Here is a 16,156-nt window from a genome sequence, read left to right on the forward strand (position 1 = left end):
TCAGAAAGATTGTAGAAAGATTAGTGTGTTAATGTCTGTACTGTAGATGACTACGATCCAGACATTTTTTTTGTGGAGGAGAACGTATATGGCTCTATTGAAAATTCAGGCATTAAAGAAGCATTACGGTAATGGTGATACTGCTGTTCATGCCTTAGAAGGCGTGAACCTAGAGGTGGAAAGCGGTGAATTTGTCGCCATTGTCGGTACGTCCGGGAGCGGCAAATCTACCCTTCTTCATATGCTGGGTGGACTTGATCGTCCAACAAGCGGAAATGTTACAATTGACGGCAAAGATATTTTTACATTGAAGGACGAAGAATTGACTATTTTTCGCAGACGAAAGATTGGCTTCGTTTTTCAAAATTACAACCTGGTGCCTGTCTTGAATGTCTACGAAAATATTGTGCTTCCTATTGAACTGGATGGTAAAGAGCCGGACAAAACCCACATAGATAAAATTGTACATACCTTGGGTCTTGACCAAAAGTTGAATAATCTGCCCAACCATCTTTCGGGAGGCCAGCAGCAGCGTGTAGCCATTGCCAGAGCGCTAGCAGCGAAACCCGCGATTGTTTTAGCAGATGAACCCACCGGAAACCTGGACAGTAAAACGAGTCTGGATGTGATGGGACTGATCAAAGTATCCAGCCAGCAGTTCCGCCAAACGATAGTGATGATTACCCACAACGAGGAAATTGCGCAAATGGCAGACCGGATCATCCGAATTGAAGACGGTAAAATGGTCGGCGGTGAAGGTAAATGATCAAGGTAAAGAACAAAAAAGTAATCCGCAAGCTGGCAGATAAGAGCTTCAAAGTAAACAAAGCCCGTAACCTCTTTGCTATTGTTGCCATAGCACTAACCTCATTGCTATTTACAACACTGTTCACTATGGGGCTTGGCGCTGTGGAAAGCTTACAACGGGCGACCATGCGCCAGGCCGGTGGAGATGGACATGCCGTACTTAAATATATAACGGATGACGAATTTAATCATGTCAAGGATCATCCGTTGATCAAGGAAATAACTTATAACCGTATATTAAGCGATCGAGTTATGAACGATAAATTTCTAAAACGCCAGACGGAGTTCTGGTATTACGACGATGTAGGGATGAAGCTTGGTTTTATTGAGCTTAAAGAGGGGCACAAGCCTGCGGCGAAAAACGAAGTGATTGCAGACTCCAAGACGTTACAGCTACTGGGTGTTCCACTGGAGGTTGGAGCACCCTTGAGACTAAAGCTTGACATACGAGGTAAAGAAGTACAGCGTGATTTTATCCTATCCGGCTGGTGGAAAAGCGATCCTGTGTTTAACGCAGGACAAATATTGGCCTCCAGATCCTATGTGGATGCTCATGCCAAGGAATTACAAAGCTCCTATAAAAAAGATCACTTTTATACCGGTACCATTAGTGCGAACATGATGTTCGACAATAGCTTGGATTTGCAAGGAAAACTCAACAAAGTTATTACGGAAAGCGGATATTCCCTTGACAAAAATGCACCGAACTACATTGCAAATAATGTAAACTGGTCATATATCTCGACCAATTTTAGTATGGATGCGGGAACAATCATGGCACTTACTTCCGCCCTGATACTGATCGTATTTACCGGCTATTTGATCATCTATAACATTTTTCAAATATCGGTGATGCGAGATATTCGTTTTTATGGTCTTTTAAAGACGATCGGCACAAGCGGCAAGCAGATCCGCCGGATCATTCGCAGACAGGCGTTAGTTCTTTCAGTGATAGGAATCCCGTTTGGATTAATAGCAGGTTTTTTTGTCGGTAAAGCACTTATACCACTTCTTATGAACCACACTGCTTTTGCTGGTACCGAGGTATCGGTATCTCCCAACCCGTGGATTTTTATAGGATCGGCTTTGTTCGCGGTCATTACCGTAATCATTAGCACCTTTAAACCAGGCAGGATTGCGGCAGCTGTTTCGCCGGTTGAGGCAGTAAGATACACAGACGGAAATACCAAGGGCAGCCGTAAGCTGAAAAAATCCACCGAAGGCGCTAAAATGATCCACATGGCTCGCTCCAACTTGGGGCGCAATACAAAGCGTACCGTGTTGGTAGTCATCAGTCTTTCGTTGAGCCTTGTACTTCTTAACACGGCGTTCACCCTGTCTCAGAGCATTGATATGAATAAGTTTGTATCCAAATTCAATGACACTGACTTTCTCATTGCTCATGCTGAATATTTTCATAGCCCCTATTTTAGAGGCCCTGAAAATGAGACCTCCGAGAGTTTTATTCAGGCTGTACAGATACTGCCCGGCTTTGAAGAGGGCGGTCGCTTGTACGGCGGCAAATTAGTGCTTACTGTCGAGAATGGAAAAGACACCAATGAGGACGACGTGACTGACTCTCGCGGCAACTTCATGGCGACAGTGTATGGGCTGGAAGATTTACCACTGCACCATTTGCAATTGCTAGACGGTGAGCTTGATTTTGAAAAGCTAGCTTCCGGTAAATATATATTGGAAGGGTTAGATTTAGATGACAATGACATCCCCCATATGGAAGAAGCTCTTTATAAGGTAGGTGAAAAGGTCACGCTTCACAGTTATATGGGAGCAGCAGAAGCTCCGCTGGATAAAGAGTATACTACGCATGAATTCACAGTGCTTGGTCATGTTGCAATTAAATATGCGACCAATTCTGATCGCCTTTCAGATAAGTATAACTTTTATCTTCCGGCGAATATTTACAAGCCGCTTGCGGAGCAGCCTGCTGTGATGAGCTATGCCTTTAATGTATCCCCTGATCAGGAAGAGGCCATGGAGAGCTTTTTAAAAAGTTACACCGAAACTACAGAGCCGGTAATGAACTACACATCCAAATTTACTTCAATGAATGAGTTCTCCGGTATGCAAAACACCATCATGATGATCGGGGGCACGCTCAGTCTGATTATCGGCCTGATTGGTATTCTCAACTTTGTAAACGCAATTCTGACGAGTATATTGACCCGACGTCAGGAGTTTGCCATGCTGCAAAGCATTGGCATGACCAAAAAGCAATTGCGGGGTATGCTGATCTATGAAGGGCTATATTATGTTCTCGGCACCGCCCTATTCTCCATTTTATTAGGGATCATATTTTCTATTTCAATTGTGAAACCCCTAAGCAGTATGATGTGGTTTTTGAGCTATCACTTTATAATATGGCCACTTGTAGCCTTATTGCCTTTTCTGCTTGTGCTCGGGATATTCATTCCACTGGCAGTCTATTCTTTGAACGACAAACAGAGTATCGTGGAGCGGCTTCGGGAGTCAGAGTAGATTTGCGATTGAATGCAGGTCTGTTTTACATGTAATAAAATAGACCGCCCTAAATTGGGTCGGTCTATTTCACAAATTCCACTCTTCCCGCAAAAGCCCCATTCGGATCGAATCATAATACTGTCCATTATAATATCTGCACTTTCGAAGCCTTGCCTCCAAGGTCATTCCCAGCTTTTCCCCAACTCTTACCATCCGATAGTTTCCTGACCAAGTTGTAAAGCCTACTCTTACCAAGGGTAATGTATGAAACAAATGCGTAATCCACAGCCGCAAGGCTCTGGTACCAAACCCACCGCTCCAATACTGCGGATCAAAAATACCAATTCCCATTTCAAGCCAATATGAAGGCTGATGTTCCCAGTAGTAGCTAACCGATCCAATGATCTTACCTTCCACTTCAATTAGCCAAAAGTCATCTTGTTCGACTCGTTTTTCCTTATCTTTTAAATAATCATCAAAAGAAAGTGTCTTATGTTCATAATAAGGTGCATCCCACTGCTTCCATTCCGGTGCTTCTTCTTTATAAGTTAACGTCCAAAGAGCCTGTAAGTCTTCTTCTGTAACGGGCCTAATGGTTAAATCCTTATTCGTATACAACGAACACACTCCTTTTAAATAAATTCCCAATCTCCCTTTAAGTATTTATTTTACATGATTATGCATCATTTTGTATTTCTTTTCCCCTACAGTTCTTGAAGCCAGGATACGTAATTTGAGTTGACAATCGCTCCAAAATCATATATCTTAATATCAAGACAATAAATATTAAGCAACGTTTACTACTGTTCATTTCGCTTTTACATGCTAATCATATAAAACCAAGGAGGACAATGACATGAAACTGTTAGGATTGCATCACGTTTCGGCGATTACGGCGGCGGCGGCTAAGAATGTTGATTTTTATACTCAGGTAATGGGTCTTCGACTCATTAAGAAAACGGTGAATCAGGATGATGTGAGCGTTTATCACCTCTTTTATGGAGATGAGCGCGGAACGGCTGGTACCGAAGTCACTTTCTTTGAAATCCCACATGCGGGGCAAACTCGTACGGGGAATAACAGCATTTCGGCGCTCTCTCTGCGGGTACCGAATGACAAGGCACTGGATTACTGGAAAAACCGTTTCGAACAATTGGATGTAAAGCATGGTGAAATTACGGATCAAGCGGGACGTTTGGCGCTTTCGTTTGAGGATTTTGAGGGACAGCGCTTCTTTCTGGTTTCGGATGAGCATGACAACGGAGTGCGGGGCGGTACGCCTTGGGAGAAAAGTCCTGTCCCTGCTGAATACGGCATCGTCGGACTTGGCCCGGTTCATCTGACCATTCCAAAAGCGGAGAACACGATCCTTATTCTGGAGCAGGTGATGGGCTTCCGCAAAAAGGGCTCCTATCCTTCCCCCGTTGCTGGACAACCGGATGTGGTCATCTATGAAACCGGCGAAGGTGGAACCGGGACCGAGGTTCATCTGGAAGAACGTAACGATCTTCCACAAGAACGCCCAGGACGCGGCAGTGTGCATCATGTAGCCTTCCGTGTTGCGACAGAGGAAGAGCTTAGACAGTGGGTGGAACGTATTAACCAACTGCAAATTTCCAGCTCAGGGTTCGTGGATCGCTTTTACTTCCGTTCATTGTATTTCCGCGAGCCGAACGGCATTTTGTTTGAATTGGCGACCGACGGACCCGGCTTTGATACGGATGAAGAACTGGAGTTTCTGGGTGAATCGCTGGCGTTACCGCCATTTTTGGAATCGCGCCGCGCCTCCATTGAAGCCAACCTCAAACCGCTGAACACCAAGATTTAATAGAGTTATATTAACTCCAAAATCACACAAAGCCGGGACTTCTACATCATGTAGAGGGTCCCGGCTTTTTTCATGCAACAGTTCTGTTTCCACCCAAAAGGACAGCTCATCTGCAAGCCTTTTGGCCTTTACAGGTAAACGAAATGCCTTTTTTGGTTAAGCTTACAGCTTTTTATCGTCCACACTATTCAGCCAAGCTTCGATTTCTCCGATCACAGAAGCGATACATCCATCCTGGAACGGCGAGATCAGACCAGCCAGCTCCACCAATCCGGTAAAAGAACGACTTCCCCCGGCACGGCACAGCTTCAAGTAATCTTCCCACGCAGCTGTCCGGTCGATGCTCATACGTTTCCAGAATTGGAATGCGCACAATTGCGCGAGTGTGTAGTCGATATAGTAGAACGGGGATTGGAAAATATGTCCCTGCTTATGCCAGAACGCGCCCTGCTCCAGATACTCGTTGCCTGCATAGTCCAAATGCGGTTTATACTTGCGTTCAATGGAGCGCCATGCGCTTTTACGTTCGGCTGGCGTCCAGTCTGGATGTTCATATACGGCATGCTGAAATTCATCCACAGCTACTCCGTAAGGGACAAACAACAACGATGAGGACAAATGTTCAAAGTGATATTTGTCCGTATCTTCCTCGAAGAACAGCTTCATCCAAGGCCATGCGAAAAACTCCATGCTCATAGAGTGGATCTCAGCCGCCTCCATGGTTGGCCAATGGTACTCAGGAATTTCAAAATGTCGGCTTTCATAGACCTGGAAGGCATGACCTGCTTCATGCGTCAATACATCGATATCACCGGATGTACCATTGAAATTGGAGAAAATAAACGGCGTGCCATACTCGCTCAAAAATGTGCAGTAGCCTCCGCTTTGCTTGCCCTTTTTACTAGTCAGGTCCATCAACCCACGTTCGATCATAAAGCTGAAAAATTCATGTGTTTCCGGTGAAAGCTCCTCATACATACGCGCTCCATTATGAATGATCCACTCCGGGTCGCCTTTGGGTGTAGGATTGCCTGACAAAAAGTTAAAGCCTTCATCATAATAGCGAAGCTGATTCACTCCGATCCGCTCGCGTTGGCGTTCCTTGAGCTTTGTTGCCAGCGGAACGATATGTTTCAGCACTTGTTCGCGAAAATTGGCAACCATAGTGGCATTATAATCGGTACGACCCAAACGGGCATAGCCCAGCTCTACAAAGTTATCGTAGCCCAGCTTGTGCGCCATGCGCGTGCGTACCTTAACCAGTTCATCGTAAATTCGATCCAGCTCATCCTCATGCTCGCTCATAAATTGATACTTGGCCTCGGAGGCCTGTTTGCGTGTCTCCCGGTTGGTAGCCATTTCAAAAGGCAGAAGCTGCGACAATGTACGTTCTTCTCCCTCGAACGGGATCTTCGCCGAAGCAATCAATTGGGAGTATTCGGAGGTCAGCTTATTTTCCTGCTGCAAATCCTCAATAATATCCGGGTGGAACGACTTGAGTGATACCTCGGCAATACTGAAAAGCTGGCTGCCCCACTGGCTCTCCAGCTCGGCTCTGAACGGCGAGTCTACCAATGCACGATAGTAATCGGTTACATACTCCTGAATGACTGGCATGAAATCATCAGCGTACTCTTGCTCTGCTTTGTAAAATATGTCCTCCGTATCAATGGAGTGCCGAACCTCTACTAATTGCAATTGCGTTTCCACGTTACTGCGCAGCTTATTAATGGCATGAATAACTTCATTTTGACGCTCTACGCTGTCCGCTTCACGAAACTGCTGCAAAAGCGTTTTAAACCGCTGTTCAATTTCAGCTTGTTCTGGTCGGGTATAAGCCATTTGACTGAATAATGTCATTGCTTCGAGTCCTCCCTAAATTTAATAAACCTGATGCCTATTATACAGTACGACTAGAGTAAACTGGAAGATATAATTCCAAAAAAATACAACATCAAAAACCGCAATACCAAGTATTGCGGCTTAAAGACTCTAGCCTAAACGCTAACTATCGGAGATGCACTGCCTAATGGAGCCATTTTATAAGTGCATTCATGCTTTAGTGATTTTGCAAACGATGTGCCGCATGCAGAGTCGGGCCGACGAATTCGTTCAGCTTGAAGCTGCCTTCAATCGCCTGTGTAATGAATTTTTTGGCCTGATCCACCGCTTCACGTACAGTCAGCCCTTGGGCCAAGCCAGCCGTTACCGCTGCCGAAGTTGTACAGCCTGCACCATGGGTGAAGCTTGTTTTCACAACATCCGCCTCGAACCAGTCGAAGGTAATTCCGTCATAAAGCAGATCCATCGCTTTACCTGCACGGATTTTGCCACGGTCCTTAATCAGCACGTGCTTCGCCCCGCGCTCATGGATAATCGCCGCTGCTTCCTGCATCTGTTCCAGCGTCGTAATGGGTCCGTTCTTCGCCAGTTGCGAAGCCTCGAATAAATTCGGCGTGACCAGGTCAGCGCCCGGAATCAAAAATTCCAGCATTGCTTCTGTATTTTCCGGCTGAAGCACTTCATCCGTACCTTTGCAGACCATAACCGGATCAATAACGACCCGTTTAAGATCATGCTTGCGCAGATGGCTGGCAACCAGTTCAATAATATCAACGGAACCGAGCATACCCGTTTTCATCGCGTCAAAGCCAATACCTTCCAATACCGTACGTAGTTGTGCTTCTACCACATCCAACGCAACAGGATATACAAGATGGTCCCACGTTTTGGGTTCCATCGCAACTACAGTTGTCAATACAGTCATTCCATATACGCCAAGCTCCTGGAAGGTTTTTAGGTCTGCCTGAATACCCGCTCCGCCGCTGGTGTCGGAGCCGGCTATCGTTAATGTTTTGGGAATCGTCATTTTCACATGCTCTCCTTCACTTACTGTGCTGCATTTATCCTAATCCCGCATGGGAAACTTGTCAACGCGCAATGCGTTCTACCTATGCTAAAGGTCACAGAAAAGAGTAGAATTAAAAAACGAGAACGTTCCCTTTTGACCGGGAGCATCCTCGCAAGAATAGAATATATAAAGTTTGAATTCCAAAGATTACAAGTACCCGCCGGTGCTGTGATCATAGGCATGATTCTTTTCATTTTCACGCACGCCCAGGCAAAACTTCTGATACAAATGCTGCTGTTCCGGGGTAGAAAAGTTCCGATGCTGCTCAAACAAAGCCATGCAACCGATAATATGCTCAGTATAGCTGTTGTCTACAGACAACTGTAAGCAATGCAGTGTTTGCCCCAGTCCCTCTGCATAAGCGCCCTTCCGAAAATGATATTCGGCATACACCTTGCAAAAGGAGGCGAAGCGGAATGCATTAAAATGCTTGCGGTAGTGAGTGTCCCATTGATCCGGTACAAGCTCCCAGAAGCTCTTGAGTTGCTGGCTGAATAGTCCCAGCTCGGCATCCACAAAGTAACCGAACCTGTTCGCTGATTCAAGCAGCGTATTCAAGCCTTCCAGCGTCTCGTCCGGATGCTCGCGCAAATACGTAATATATTCATAAATTGCAGAGGTATTGCCCATTTTAATTTCGATACAAAGCCGATTGCCTTGAGCGTACACACGATGCATGTCCACTACTTTCTGACCTTCCTCATCCAATCCTTCAAACCAGCTCAAATCTGCATACCCATCAATCCATTTCTTGGATTCCTCATACCTGCCCTGAAACTCATAGCAGCTGGCCTTGAGCAGATGACCCTGTGCATAATAGTAGACAAGCGGTTTGAGCAACTCCAGATGCTCATCTCCAAAGCGGTTCCTATTGCGGTATAGCGCATGAGCTAATTCTCGCAGCTCGTCCGCATACATTTCCATCTCGGACCATTGCATTTTTAACGCAAACACTTGAGATAGCATATGTAAGCCTTCCAATGCATAATTTTCCGGCAACCGACTACGGTACAAGTGGAATTGCACAGCAGCCTTCAAGCTCCGCTTGTTATCCTTGATCTGAATCTGGAATATACGGAAATAGCTGATCGCTAACCGCTCGGAGTGGGTATACTTCTCACTCTCGATAACACAATTGTACAGAAGCATGGCCGCTTCATATCTCTCGTCCTCAAACATCGCTTCTGCGGTATCAAAAATAGCCGGAATGTTCGATAAATCATCCATCAGATAGTCAAGTACACTACAAATACATTCCAGCTTGTTCAGCTCCGAACAACGGAGCAGGAACGGACGCAGCCTCCTCCAGTGTGGTAAGGAATGAATAAAACATTCATCCACATACATCTCGAACAAAGATCCTTCTTCCAAACCCATCGCCCCGGTAATCAGATCAAGCTGATTGACTGAGATAGGCCGTGGTGGGTTCCGGTTAAGTATACCGCTAAGTGTACCCGGATTTACCTTGGAGGCATCTGCGAAACATTGCATCGAAATGCCTTCATTATGAATATACTTTTCTATTTCTGCGCGGATCGTGGTGTTTTTTTCCAAAGGGACACCCCCTCCATCAAATGATGGCGACTTTTTCATTACCTTTTAAACCAAAATTTGTTTAATCAAAGTATATGTCTAATTATAACGGAGGTCAATAACTTAAACGCGACTCAGGACATATAAAATTACGAATTTCGTACGATTTCAAATGATCCGTGTGCAAAAAGACCGCCCGCGGAGGACAGTCTTTGCTCAACATTTGATGCCATGGCTGGAGTCGCAACGGCTGGCTTGCTGATGTTGACTGTAGTCGGTGCGGCAGCGGCAGCAGCACCTGCTACTCCCGGAATCACCAGAGACAAGCTGAGAACCGGAGCGATCCATTTTTTCATTTTTTTCAATTTCATATTGTATTCACTCCCTCGTTGGATATGTTGTCACGTGTTGCTTACATACCGTATAACGGGGGAGCTTTCCGTTTGGATCACTTTAAATTTAAATTTTTTTCAAAAAAAATTCAGGAGCGTCCGAAATCCAGGGCGAATTTGGCGTATCCCTCTGCGGTTAATCCTTCATAAAGCAACTCTGAATGGGCTTTGGCGGCATCCGTTGCCTGCGGAGAGGTCAGAAACGTCACATGCGGGCGGCCCGGCCATGGCGCGAGGGACCAGTGACCGTCTGCTTGGGGCGTTAACATCTTCATATGCCGTACATATTCGGTTAGCACATGCCGATTCTCATCCGGTGAAGCGAGTACGATGCGTTCCCCGCCCGGATTGACCAATGTAGAGGAAAACGCGCGATAGTTGTTCGTGACGACCAAATAGCTTCGCTGCATATCCAATGGTTCTCCATCCAAGGTCATATGCAGGATTCTATGCGCATTCGCCTCCTTCAATATTCCGGCAGCATCATATCTGGCAGGCTGCGTCACATCAATCTGGTACCTGATCCCGTCGATCATATCAAAGTTAAAGCTCGGAAAATCCGAATCAATCAGCTCCTGCTCCTGTTCTGCATACGGATCAATTTGTTGGAATTGTCCAGCAGACCATTCGAGCCATTCCCGAATTTCTGCCCCGGTCAGCTGAACGACATGCAATGTGTTTGGAAAATTGTACAGATCGGCGATATGCTTGATTGCCAAAGTCCCCGCCGGAATATCGGTATAATATGAAGGGCCATATCGGCCGCCTGTTTTAAAGGGAGCCGCTGCCGACAGCACAGGCAAGCCTTCGTACTCACTCCCCTGCATCTGCTGCTTCACATACCACATTTGCGCATCATTCACGAGTTGAACAGAAGCGTCGTCCATCACCTGGGCAAAATAGCTGTTTACTGCCACCGTTGTGCCACCAACAGGAGCGCGAATATATTCCAGCGTCCCGGCATGCTCTTCCGCAACCGCCTGCTGAATTGCAGCATCCGGCTGCACCAGCGCTCGCTTGCGTACCGAATCATACACCGGACGTACCTCCGCAGAAGAGGTAGCCACTTGCCACGTTCCGTCCATAAGGGTTAGGTCCAAATCAATGATACCCAGATGATCTCCCCAAAAGCCCGGCTCCACCGCCGGAATATCATGGATGGTGCCTCGCTCCGCGTCCACACCCGTTTTACCAACGAACGAAGGGCCGGGGAATACTTTATGTGCATGACCAAACAAAATAGCGTCGATCCCTTCTACATTGCTCAGATGCAGCACCGCATTTTCCATATATGGCGTTTCAGGAATATCTTCGAAGCCCGCGTGAGGCATGGCAATGATCAGGTCGGCTCCCTCGGACTTCATTTGTGGAATAAACCGTCTCGCGGTCTCCAGCATGTCCTTGACGATGATTTTCCCTTCCAGCCAAGCCTTGTCCCATTGCATAATTTGCGGAGGCACAAAGCCGATAATCCCCACCTTCAACAGATGCTTGAAGCCTGCTTCATCCTCCACCGTCTTGTCCAGTATCAGATAAGGTGTAAAGTAATTTCGTTCTTTTTCCACGACTGTATGGCTATCTGTAAAAATATCTTTCTTCGTATCTATATCTGTATCCGCCTGAATATAGATGTTGGCATTGATATAAGGAAACTTGGCTCCTTGAAGGCAAGTCTGCAAATATTCCAATCCATAGTTAAATTCGTGATTCCCGATATTGCCCGCTTCGTACCCAAGCAGATTCATCGCTTTGTAGGCAGGATGCACGGCGTTGGGGTCCTGTTGGAGATGTTGTACTGCATAATCCCCCATCGGATTGCCTTGAATAACATCCCCGTTATCCAGCAGCAGGTGGTTAGGTACCTCGGACCGAGCCACCTGGATTAGACTGGCTGTTTGCGCAAGACCGTACTGCAACGTTTCCCGATCCGTATAATAATCGTAATTCCACAAGCTGACATGCAGATCGGTCGTAACCATAACACGGAATTTCACCCTCACAGGACATAGCGTCTGCTGTTGTACCTCTTTATTGATATCTGAAATATCCAATCCTGTTCTCTCCCTCAGCTTCGGTCATAGAGCTTGAACAAGTCTAACAGGGTACTGTTAAGAGAATGTTAAATGAATAGAAATGAGAGAGTATAAGATATATTTTACATACTTTTTACCAAAGTCAGGAATGGTTTTTACCCTAGTGACCGGACTAGCTGTTAAGATTTGGTTTGTCACAGAATTTACAGACTTTTTCAATTTTTCGTTATTACTATTTTTAGGGGGAAATTATTTTGTTTAAAAAAGCACTGACCTTGTGCATGACTTTCACACTGGCTGCGGGTCTCGCAGCATGCGGCTCCAATGCGAGCAATAACAACAGCGCGTCCACTCCAGGCACAGATGGCACGAAAAGCGAAAGCACAGCCTATGTTCCTACAGAGTTAAAAGTACAGTTCGTTCCTTCCCAAAATGCAGATACGCTCGAAGCCAAAGCCAAGCCGCTCGAAAAGCTGCTGGGCGACAAGCTCGGAATTCCGGTAAAAGTAACCGTTTCTCCTGACTACAACACGATTGTGGAAGCCATGTCTTCCAAACAGGTAGATGTAGGTTTCCTTCCACCGAATGCCTATGTTCTGGCACACGATAACCGTAAAGCAGCCGATTTGCTGCTGCAAGCCCAACGCTACGGCATTGATGATGCCACAGGCAAGGACACAACTGAAAAAGTAAACTTTTATAAATCGATGATCGTGGTGAAAAAGGATTCTCCGATTCAAAGCCTGGCTGACCTGAAAGGCAAAAAAGTCGGCTGGCAAAATGTAACCTCCTCCGCAGGCTATGTGTATCCCGCAGCAGAGCTGAAGAAAGCTGGCGTGGACCCGGACACGGATGTGCAGGGCGTAACGATCAAAGGCCATGATGCCGCTATCCTGGCGCTGCTGAACGGTCAGGTTGATGCTGTAGCTGTTTTCCAGGATGCCCGCAACACGGTGAAGAAGGAAATTCCGGATGTATTCGAAAAAACACGCGTCATTCATTACACCGCTAAAATTCCGAATGACACGGTCAGCGTTCGTTCCGATATGGATCAGGCGTGGAGAGACAAAATCAGCCAAGCCTTTATAGATATCGCCAAAGACCCGGAGGGCGGCCAAATCATTAAAGAAATTTATACGCATGTAGGCTATGAAAAGGGCGACGATAAAAACTTCGATTCTGTTCGTGAATATGCCAAAGCCGTCGGCCAAGCGGTTAAGTAATTGGATTAAACGAAGCTGTAGCTACGAAACAGGCTTTACGAATGACAGGGCAGCACCGTCCATGTATTCATGACGGTGTTGTTTTCATTCCACCCCACCGGGGGAGAAAGTTGGGAGCATATGATCGAATTCCGCAATGTATCGAAAACATACCCGAACGGCACCAAAGGGTTGAACAATATTAACCTGACGATTAAAGAGGGCGAAATGGTCGTCATTGTCGGCTTGTCCGGTGCGGGCAAGTCCACTCTGCTACGTTCCATTAATCGACTGCATGATATTACCTCCGGCGACATTGTTGTAGGCGGCAGGTCTGTCACATCTGCCGGAAGCAGCGAGCTGCGCCGCATTCGCCGTGATATCGGCATGATTTTTCAGAGCTTCAATCTGGTCAAGCGTTCCACCGTACTCCGCAACGTGCTTTCCGGTCGGGTCGGCTATCATTCGACGCTTCGGACCATCCTCGGTCTCTTTCCGAAGGAGGATATCGAGCTGGCACTAACCGCGCTGGAACGCGTGAACATTCGTGAAAAAGCCTATAGCCGGGCCGATGAGCTGTCCGGTGGGCAGCAGCAGCGCGTATCCATTGCCCGTGCTCTGGCGCAGGAGGCCAAGATCATTCTCGCGGACGAGCCTGTCGCATCACTTGATCCGCTGACTACCCGCCAGGTCATGGACGACCTCCAGCGGATCAACCGTGAAATGCAGATTACAACCATCGTTAATCTGCATTTCATTGATCTGGCGCGCGAATATGCGACGCGGATCATTGGATTGCGTGCCGGAGAGGTCGTCTTTGACGGCACGCCGGAGGAAGCTACGGATGATGCCTTTGCGGAAATCTACGGCCGGGCCATCAAGCATGATGAGCTGCTGGGAGTCGGATCATGAAGCCTGACTCCACCGTCCAGCTGCTCTCTTCGACGCCGCCGTCACCGCAAGCCGGACCGCCGCAGCCGCAGCAATCCAAGCCGCCCGCAGGGCCGCCCCTGCCGGGGCGTTACAAGCGTTACGCCACCTGGATGATCTTTATCGTGGTGCTGGTTGCCTGCTCCATTCATACGGATGCTACGCCTTACCAGTTGATCGTCGGCTTGCCGGAGATGGGCAAATTGCTGGGCGAAATGTTCCCGCCTGACTGGAGCTACCTGCCCACCATCTGGAAGCCGATGCTGGAAACCATCCAGATTGCCATTGTGGGCACGACGCTGGGTGCGCTGCTGGCTATTCCCGTCGCCCTGCTGTGCGCCTACAATGTCATGCCGCGCAAGCTGATCTCGCTGCCGATGCGCACGATCCTGAACCTCGTGCGGACGGTTCCCGATCTGCTGTTTGCCTCCATCTTTGTGGCGGTGTTCGGCATCGGACCGTTCGCAGGGATGCTCGCCCTGCTCTTCTTCTCCTTCGGCATCATAGCGAAGCTGACGTTCGAGGCCATTGAAGCCGTTGATCCCGGCCCGCTGGAAGCCATGACCGCCGTTGGCGCGAGCCGCATTCAGGTGATTGCCTTCGGTGTCGTACCGCAGGCATTGCCCTATTTTGTGTCCTATTTGTTGTACACCTTTGAGGTCAATGTGCGCGCAGCATCTGTTCTGGGACTGGTCGGCGCGGGTGGTATCGGCCTGCTGCTTGACCGTTCGCTTGGCCTGTTCCGGTATGACCGGGCAAGCATCATCATTCTACTGACCCTCGTCATCGTTCTGGCGATTGATTACGGCAGTAACATGCTACGGAGGAAACTATTATGAATGATTCCACACTTCGCAGACCTCTTCGCTCCAGACTGCGTTTATGGGCGATAGCCATTCTGCTGATCATCATTTATATTTGGGCTTTCCGTGGGATGCAGTTCGAAGGATTGCAGGGAACCGCCAAAAACGTCTCTCTCGCTATACTGGACGGCTTTCTTCATCCTGACTGGTCATTTGTGTACATTCCTGAAGGAGAGGACTTGCTGCGCGGGCTACTGGATACGCTGGTTATCTCCGTTCTCGGAACCTTCGTATCCGCATTCATCTGTCTTCCGTTTGCCTTCTGGGCATCCAGCAATATGACCCGTTTGCGCCCCTTGTCAGGCAGCGGTAAATTTGTACTCAGCGTCATTCGGGTATTTCCTGAAATGATCGTCGCGATCCTGTTCATCAAGGCCGTTGGACCCGGCTCGTTTGCGGGTGTGCTTGCCCTCGGTATTCACTCGATCGGCATGCTGGCGAAGCTATTTTCGGAAACGATCGAAAGCGTCGATCACGGACCGCAGGAAGCCTTGATCGCCTGTGGTGCCAACCGTTTGCAGGTGATTTCCTTCGCCGAGCTGCCGCAGGTGATTCCACAGTTTCTTTCGTATTCGCTCTACCGTTTTGAAATTAACATCCGTTCCGCTACCACGCTCGGTCTGGTCGGTGCAGGCGGTATCGGTACTCCGCTGCTGTTTGCGCTCCAAATGCGCAACTGGAACCGTGTAGGTGTCATTTTGCTGGGCATTGTGGTTCTAATCATTTTAACGGATCTGATCTCCGGCTGGCTGCGCAAGCGGATTGTATAATCAATAGGCATTAAAAATGCCAAAAAAGCCTCTCCTGTGTAAAAGGGACAACGTTACACTCCCATTACTCAGAAGAGGCTTTTCATATTCAAAAAATGCGGAGCCACGCGGATCACATCCTTCCGTGCCGGGATATTTTGACTTCTCAAGCGGCTTTCAACCGCCGATGCATCGGCTACCTCAACAGCGATGAGGCCAGGTAAGGCTCCTTCCCCGGAAGGCAAACGTATGCTTAACCCTTTGCGGCGGCCATACTCCATAGAAAATTCCAGCAATTCGCTCACGGAAATATAGCTGACGGTAGGACTGAATCCATATAAGTCATCTTAGAACAAGGGTCTCCCTTCCCATCTTATCGCCAAGCATCGACGATAGACGCGAAGAGAGACCCTGTGGAATCAAGCACGTT

Annotated in this window: 13 protein-coding genes; 7 read left to right on the top strand and 6 right to left on the bottom strand. The window is 47.7% G+C overall.

Features of this window, described 5'->3' with window-relative positions; translation table 11 throughout:
• The first annotated feature begins 88 nt into the window (after positions 1-88).
• Positions 89-766: an ABC transporter ATP-binding protein gene (locus AC0WRU_RS21105; RefSeq protein ID WP_476126203.1), complete on the top strand. Its 678-nt coding sequence runs from the start codon at positions 89-91 to the stop codon at positions 764-766.
• Positions 763-3,303, top strand: coding sequence for an ABC transporter permease (locus tag AC0WRU_RS21110; RefSeq protein WP_476126204.1), 2,541 nt, complete (start codon positions 763-765; stop codon positions 3,301-3,303). The genes AC0WRU_RS21105 and AC0WRU_RS21110 overlap by 4 nt, the downstream gene beginning before the upstream one ends.
• A gap of 69 nt (positions 3,304-3,372) precedes the next feature.
• Here AC0WRU_RS21110 and AC0WRU_RS21115 read toward each other — a convergent pair whose 3' ends face one another.
• Positions 3,373-3,903 carry a GNAT family N-acetyltransferase gene (locus AC0WRU_RS21115; RefSeq protein ID WP_476126205.1) on the bottom strand — a complete coding sequence of 177 codons (531 nt, stop codon included), beginning with the start codon at positions 3,901-3,903 and terminating at the stop codon, positions 3,373-3,375.
• A gap of 238 nt (positions 3,904-4,141) precedes the next feature.
• Here AC0WRU_RS21115 and AC0WRU_RS21120 point away from each other — a divergent pair, with 238 nt between their 5' ends.
• Positions 4,142-5,113, top strand: a complete 972-nt coding sequence (locus AC0WRU_RS21120; RefSeq protein WP_025686125.1) for a ring-cleaving dioxygenase — start codon at positions 4,142-4,144, stop codon at positions 5,111-5,113.
• 162 nt (positions 5,114-5,275) lie between these two features.
• Here the strand turns inward: AC0WRU_RS21120 and AC0WRU_RS21125 are convergent, their stop codons facing one another.
• From AC0WRU_RS21125 to AC0WRU_RS21145, 5 genes are all read right to left on the bottom strand, one after another.
• Positions 5,276-6,973: a M3 family oligoendopeptidase gene (locus AC0WRU_RS21125; RefSeq protein WP_476126206.1), complete on the bottom strand. Its 1,698-nt coding sequence runs from the start codon at positions 6,971-6,973 to the stop codon at positions 5,276-5,278.
• Positions 6,974-7,172: 199 nt separating this feature from the next.
• Positions 7,173-7,982: a pyridoxine/pyridoxal/pyridoxamine kinase gene (gene pdxK, locus AC0WRU_RS21130; protein WP_134912533.1), complete on the bottom strand. Its 810-nt coding sequence runs from the start codon at positions 7,980-7,982 to the stop codon at positions 7,173-7,175.
• 189 nt (positions 7,983-8,171) lie between these two features.
• Complete coding sequence (locus tag AC0WRU_RS21135; RefSeq protein WP_476126207.1) at positions 8,172-9,578, bottom strand: DNA-binding protein; 1,407 nt, start codon at positions 9,576-9,578, stop codon at positions 8,172-8,174.
• 128 nt (positions 9,579-9,706) lie between these two features.
• Positions 9,707-9,928, bottom strand: a complete 222-nt coding sequence (locus tag AC0WRU_RS21140; RefSeq protein ID WP_476126208.1) for a hypothetical protein — start codon at positions 9,926-9,928, stop codon at positions 9,707-9,709.
• Positions 9,929-10,038: 110 nt separating this feature from the next.
• Positions 10,039-12,000, bottom strand: coding sequence for a bifunctional 2',3'-cyclic-nucleotide 2'-phosphodiesterase/3'-nucleotidase (locus AC0WRU_RS21145; protein WP_476126209.1), 1,962 nt, complete (start codon positions 11,998-12,000; stop codon positions 10,039-10,041).
• A gap of 236 nt (positions 12,001-12,236) precedes the next feature.
• On the opposite strand from AC0WRU_RS21145, the gene AC0WRU_RS21150 reads away from it, so the two are divergent.
• From AC0WRU_RS21150 to phnE (AC0WRU_RS21165), 4 genes are all read left to right on the top strand, one after another.
• On the top strand, positions 12,237-13,205 hold the full coding sequence (locus tag AC0WRU_RS21150; protein ID WP_476126210.1) for a phosphate/phosphite/phosphonate ABC transporter substrate-binding protein: 969 nt from the start codon (positions 12,237-12,239) through the stop codon (positions 13,203-13,205).
• Between the two features lie 120 nt (positions 13,206-13,325).
• Entirely contained in the window at positions 13,326-14,096 is a 771-nt protein-coding gene (phnC, locus tag AC0WRU_RS21155; RefSeq protein ID WP_044644544.1) for a phosphonate ABC transporter ATP-binding protein, read from the top strand.
• Positions 14,093-14,953 carry a phosphonate ABC transporter, permease protein PhnE gene (phnE, locus tag AC0WRU_RS21160; protein WP_476126211.1) on the top strand — a complete coding sequence of 287 codons (861 nt, stop codon included), beginning with the start codon at positions 14,093-14,095 and terminating at the stop codon, positions 14,951-14,953. Before phnC ends, phnE (AC0WRU_RS21160) begins: the two co-directional genes overlap by 4 nt.
• Entirely contained in the window at positions 14,950-15,747 is a 798-nt protein-coding gene (gene phnE / locus AC0WRU_RS21165; RefSeq protein ID WP_476126212.1) for a phosphonate ABC transporter, permease protein PhnE, read from the top strand. Before phnE (AC0WRU_RS21160) ends, phnE (AC0WRU_RS21165) begins: the two co-directional genes overlap by 4 nt.
• Positions 15,748-16,156: the final 409 nt, after the last annotated feature.

The organism is Paenibacillus sp. 1-8 (assembly GCF_056316205.1).

What these genes read in the sequence shown, in the direction of transcription:
- AC0WRU_RS21105 (WP_476126203.1), top strand. Translation starts at nt 89, where the DNA reads ATGGCTCTATTGAAAATTCAGGCATTAAAGAAGCATTACGGTAATGGT.
- AC0WRU_RS21110 (WP_476126204.1), top strand. Translation starts at nt 763, where the DNA reads ATGATCAAGGTAAAGAACAAAAAAGTAATCCGCAAGCTGGCAGATAAG.
- AC0WRU_RS21120 (WP_025686125.1), top strand. Translation starts at nt 4,142, where the DNA reads ATGAAACTGTTAGGATTGCATCACGTTTCGGCGATTACGGCGGCGGCG.
- AC0WRU_RS21125 (WP_476126206.1), bottom strand. Translation starts at nt 6,973, where the DNA reads ATGACATTATTCAGTCAAATGGCTTATACCCGACCAGAACAAGCTGAA.
- pdxK (WP_134912533.1), bottom strand. Translation starts at nt 7,982, where the DNA reads ATGACGATTCCCAAAACATTAACGATAGCCGGCTCCGACACCAGCGGC.
- AC0WRU_RS21140 (WP_476126208.1), bottom strand. Translation starts at nt 9,928, where the DNA reads ATGAAATTGAAAAAAATGAAAAAATGGATCGCTCCGGTTCTCAGCTTG.
- phnC (WP_044644544.1), top strand. Translation starts at nt 13,326, where the DNA reads ATGATCGAATTCCGCAATGTATCGAAAACATACCCGAACGGCACCAAA.
- phnE (WP_476126211.1), top strand. Translation starts at nt 14,093, where the DNA reads ATGAAGCCTGACTCCACCGTCCAGCTGCTCTCTTCGACGCCGCCGTCA.
- phnE (WP_476126212.1), top strand. Translation starts at nt 14,950, where the DNA reads ATGAATGATTCCACACTTCGCAGACCTCTTCGCTCCAGACTGCGTTTA.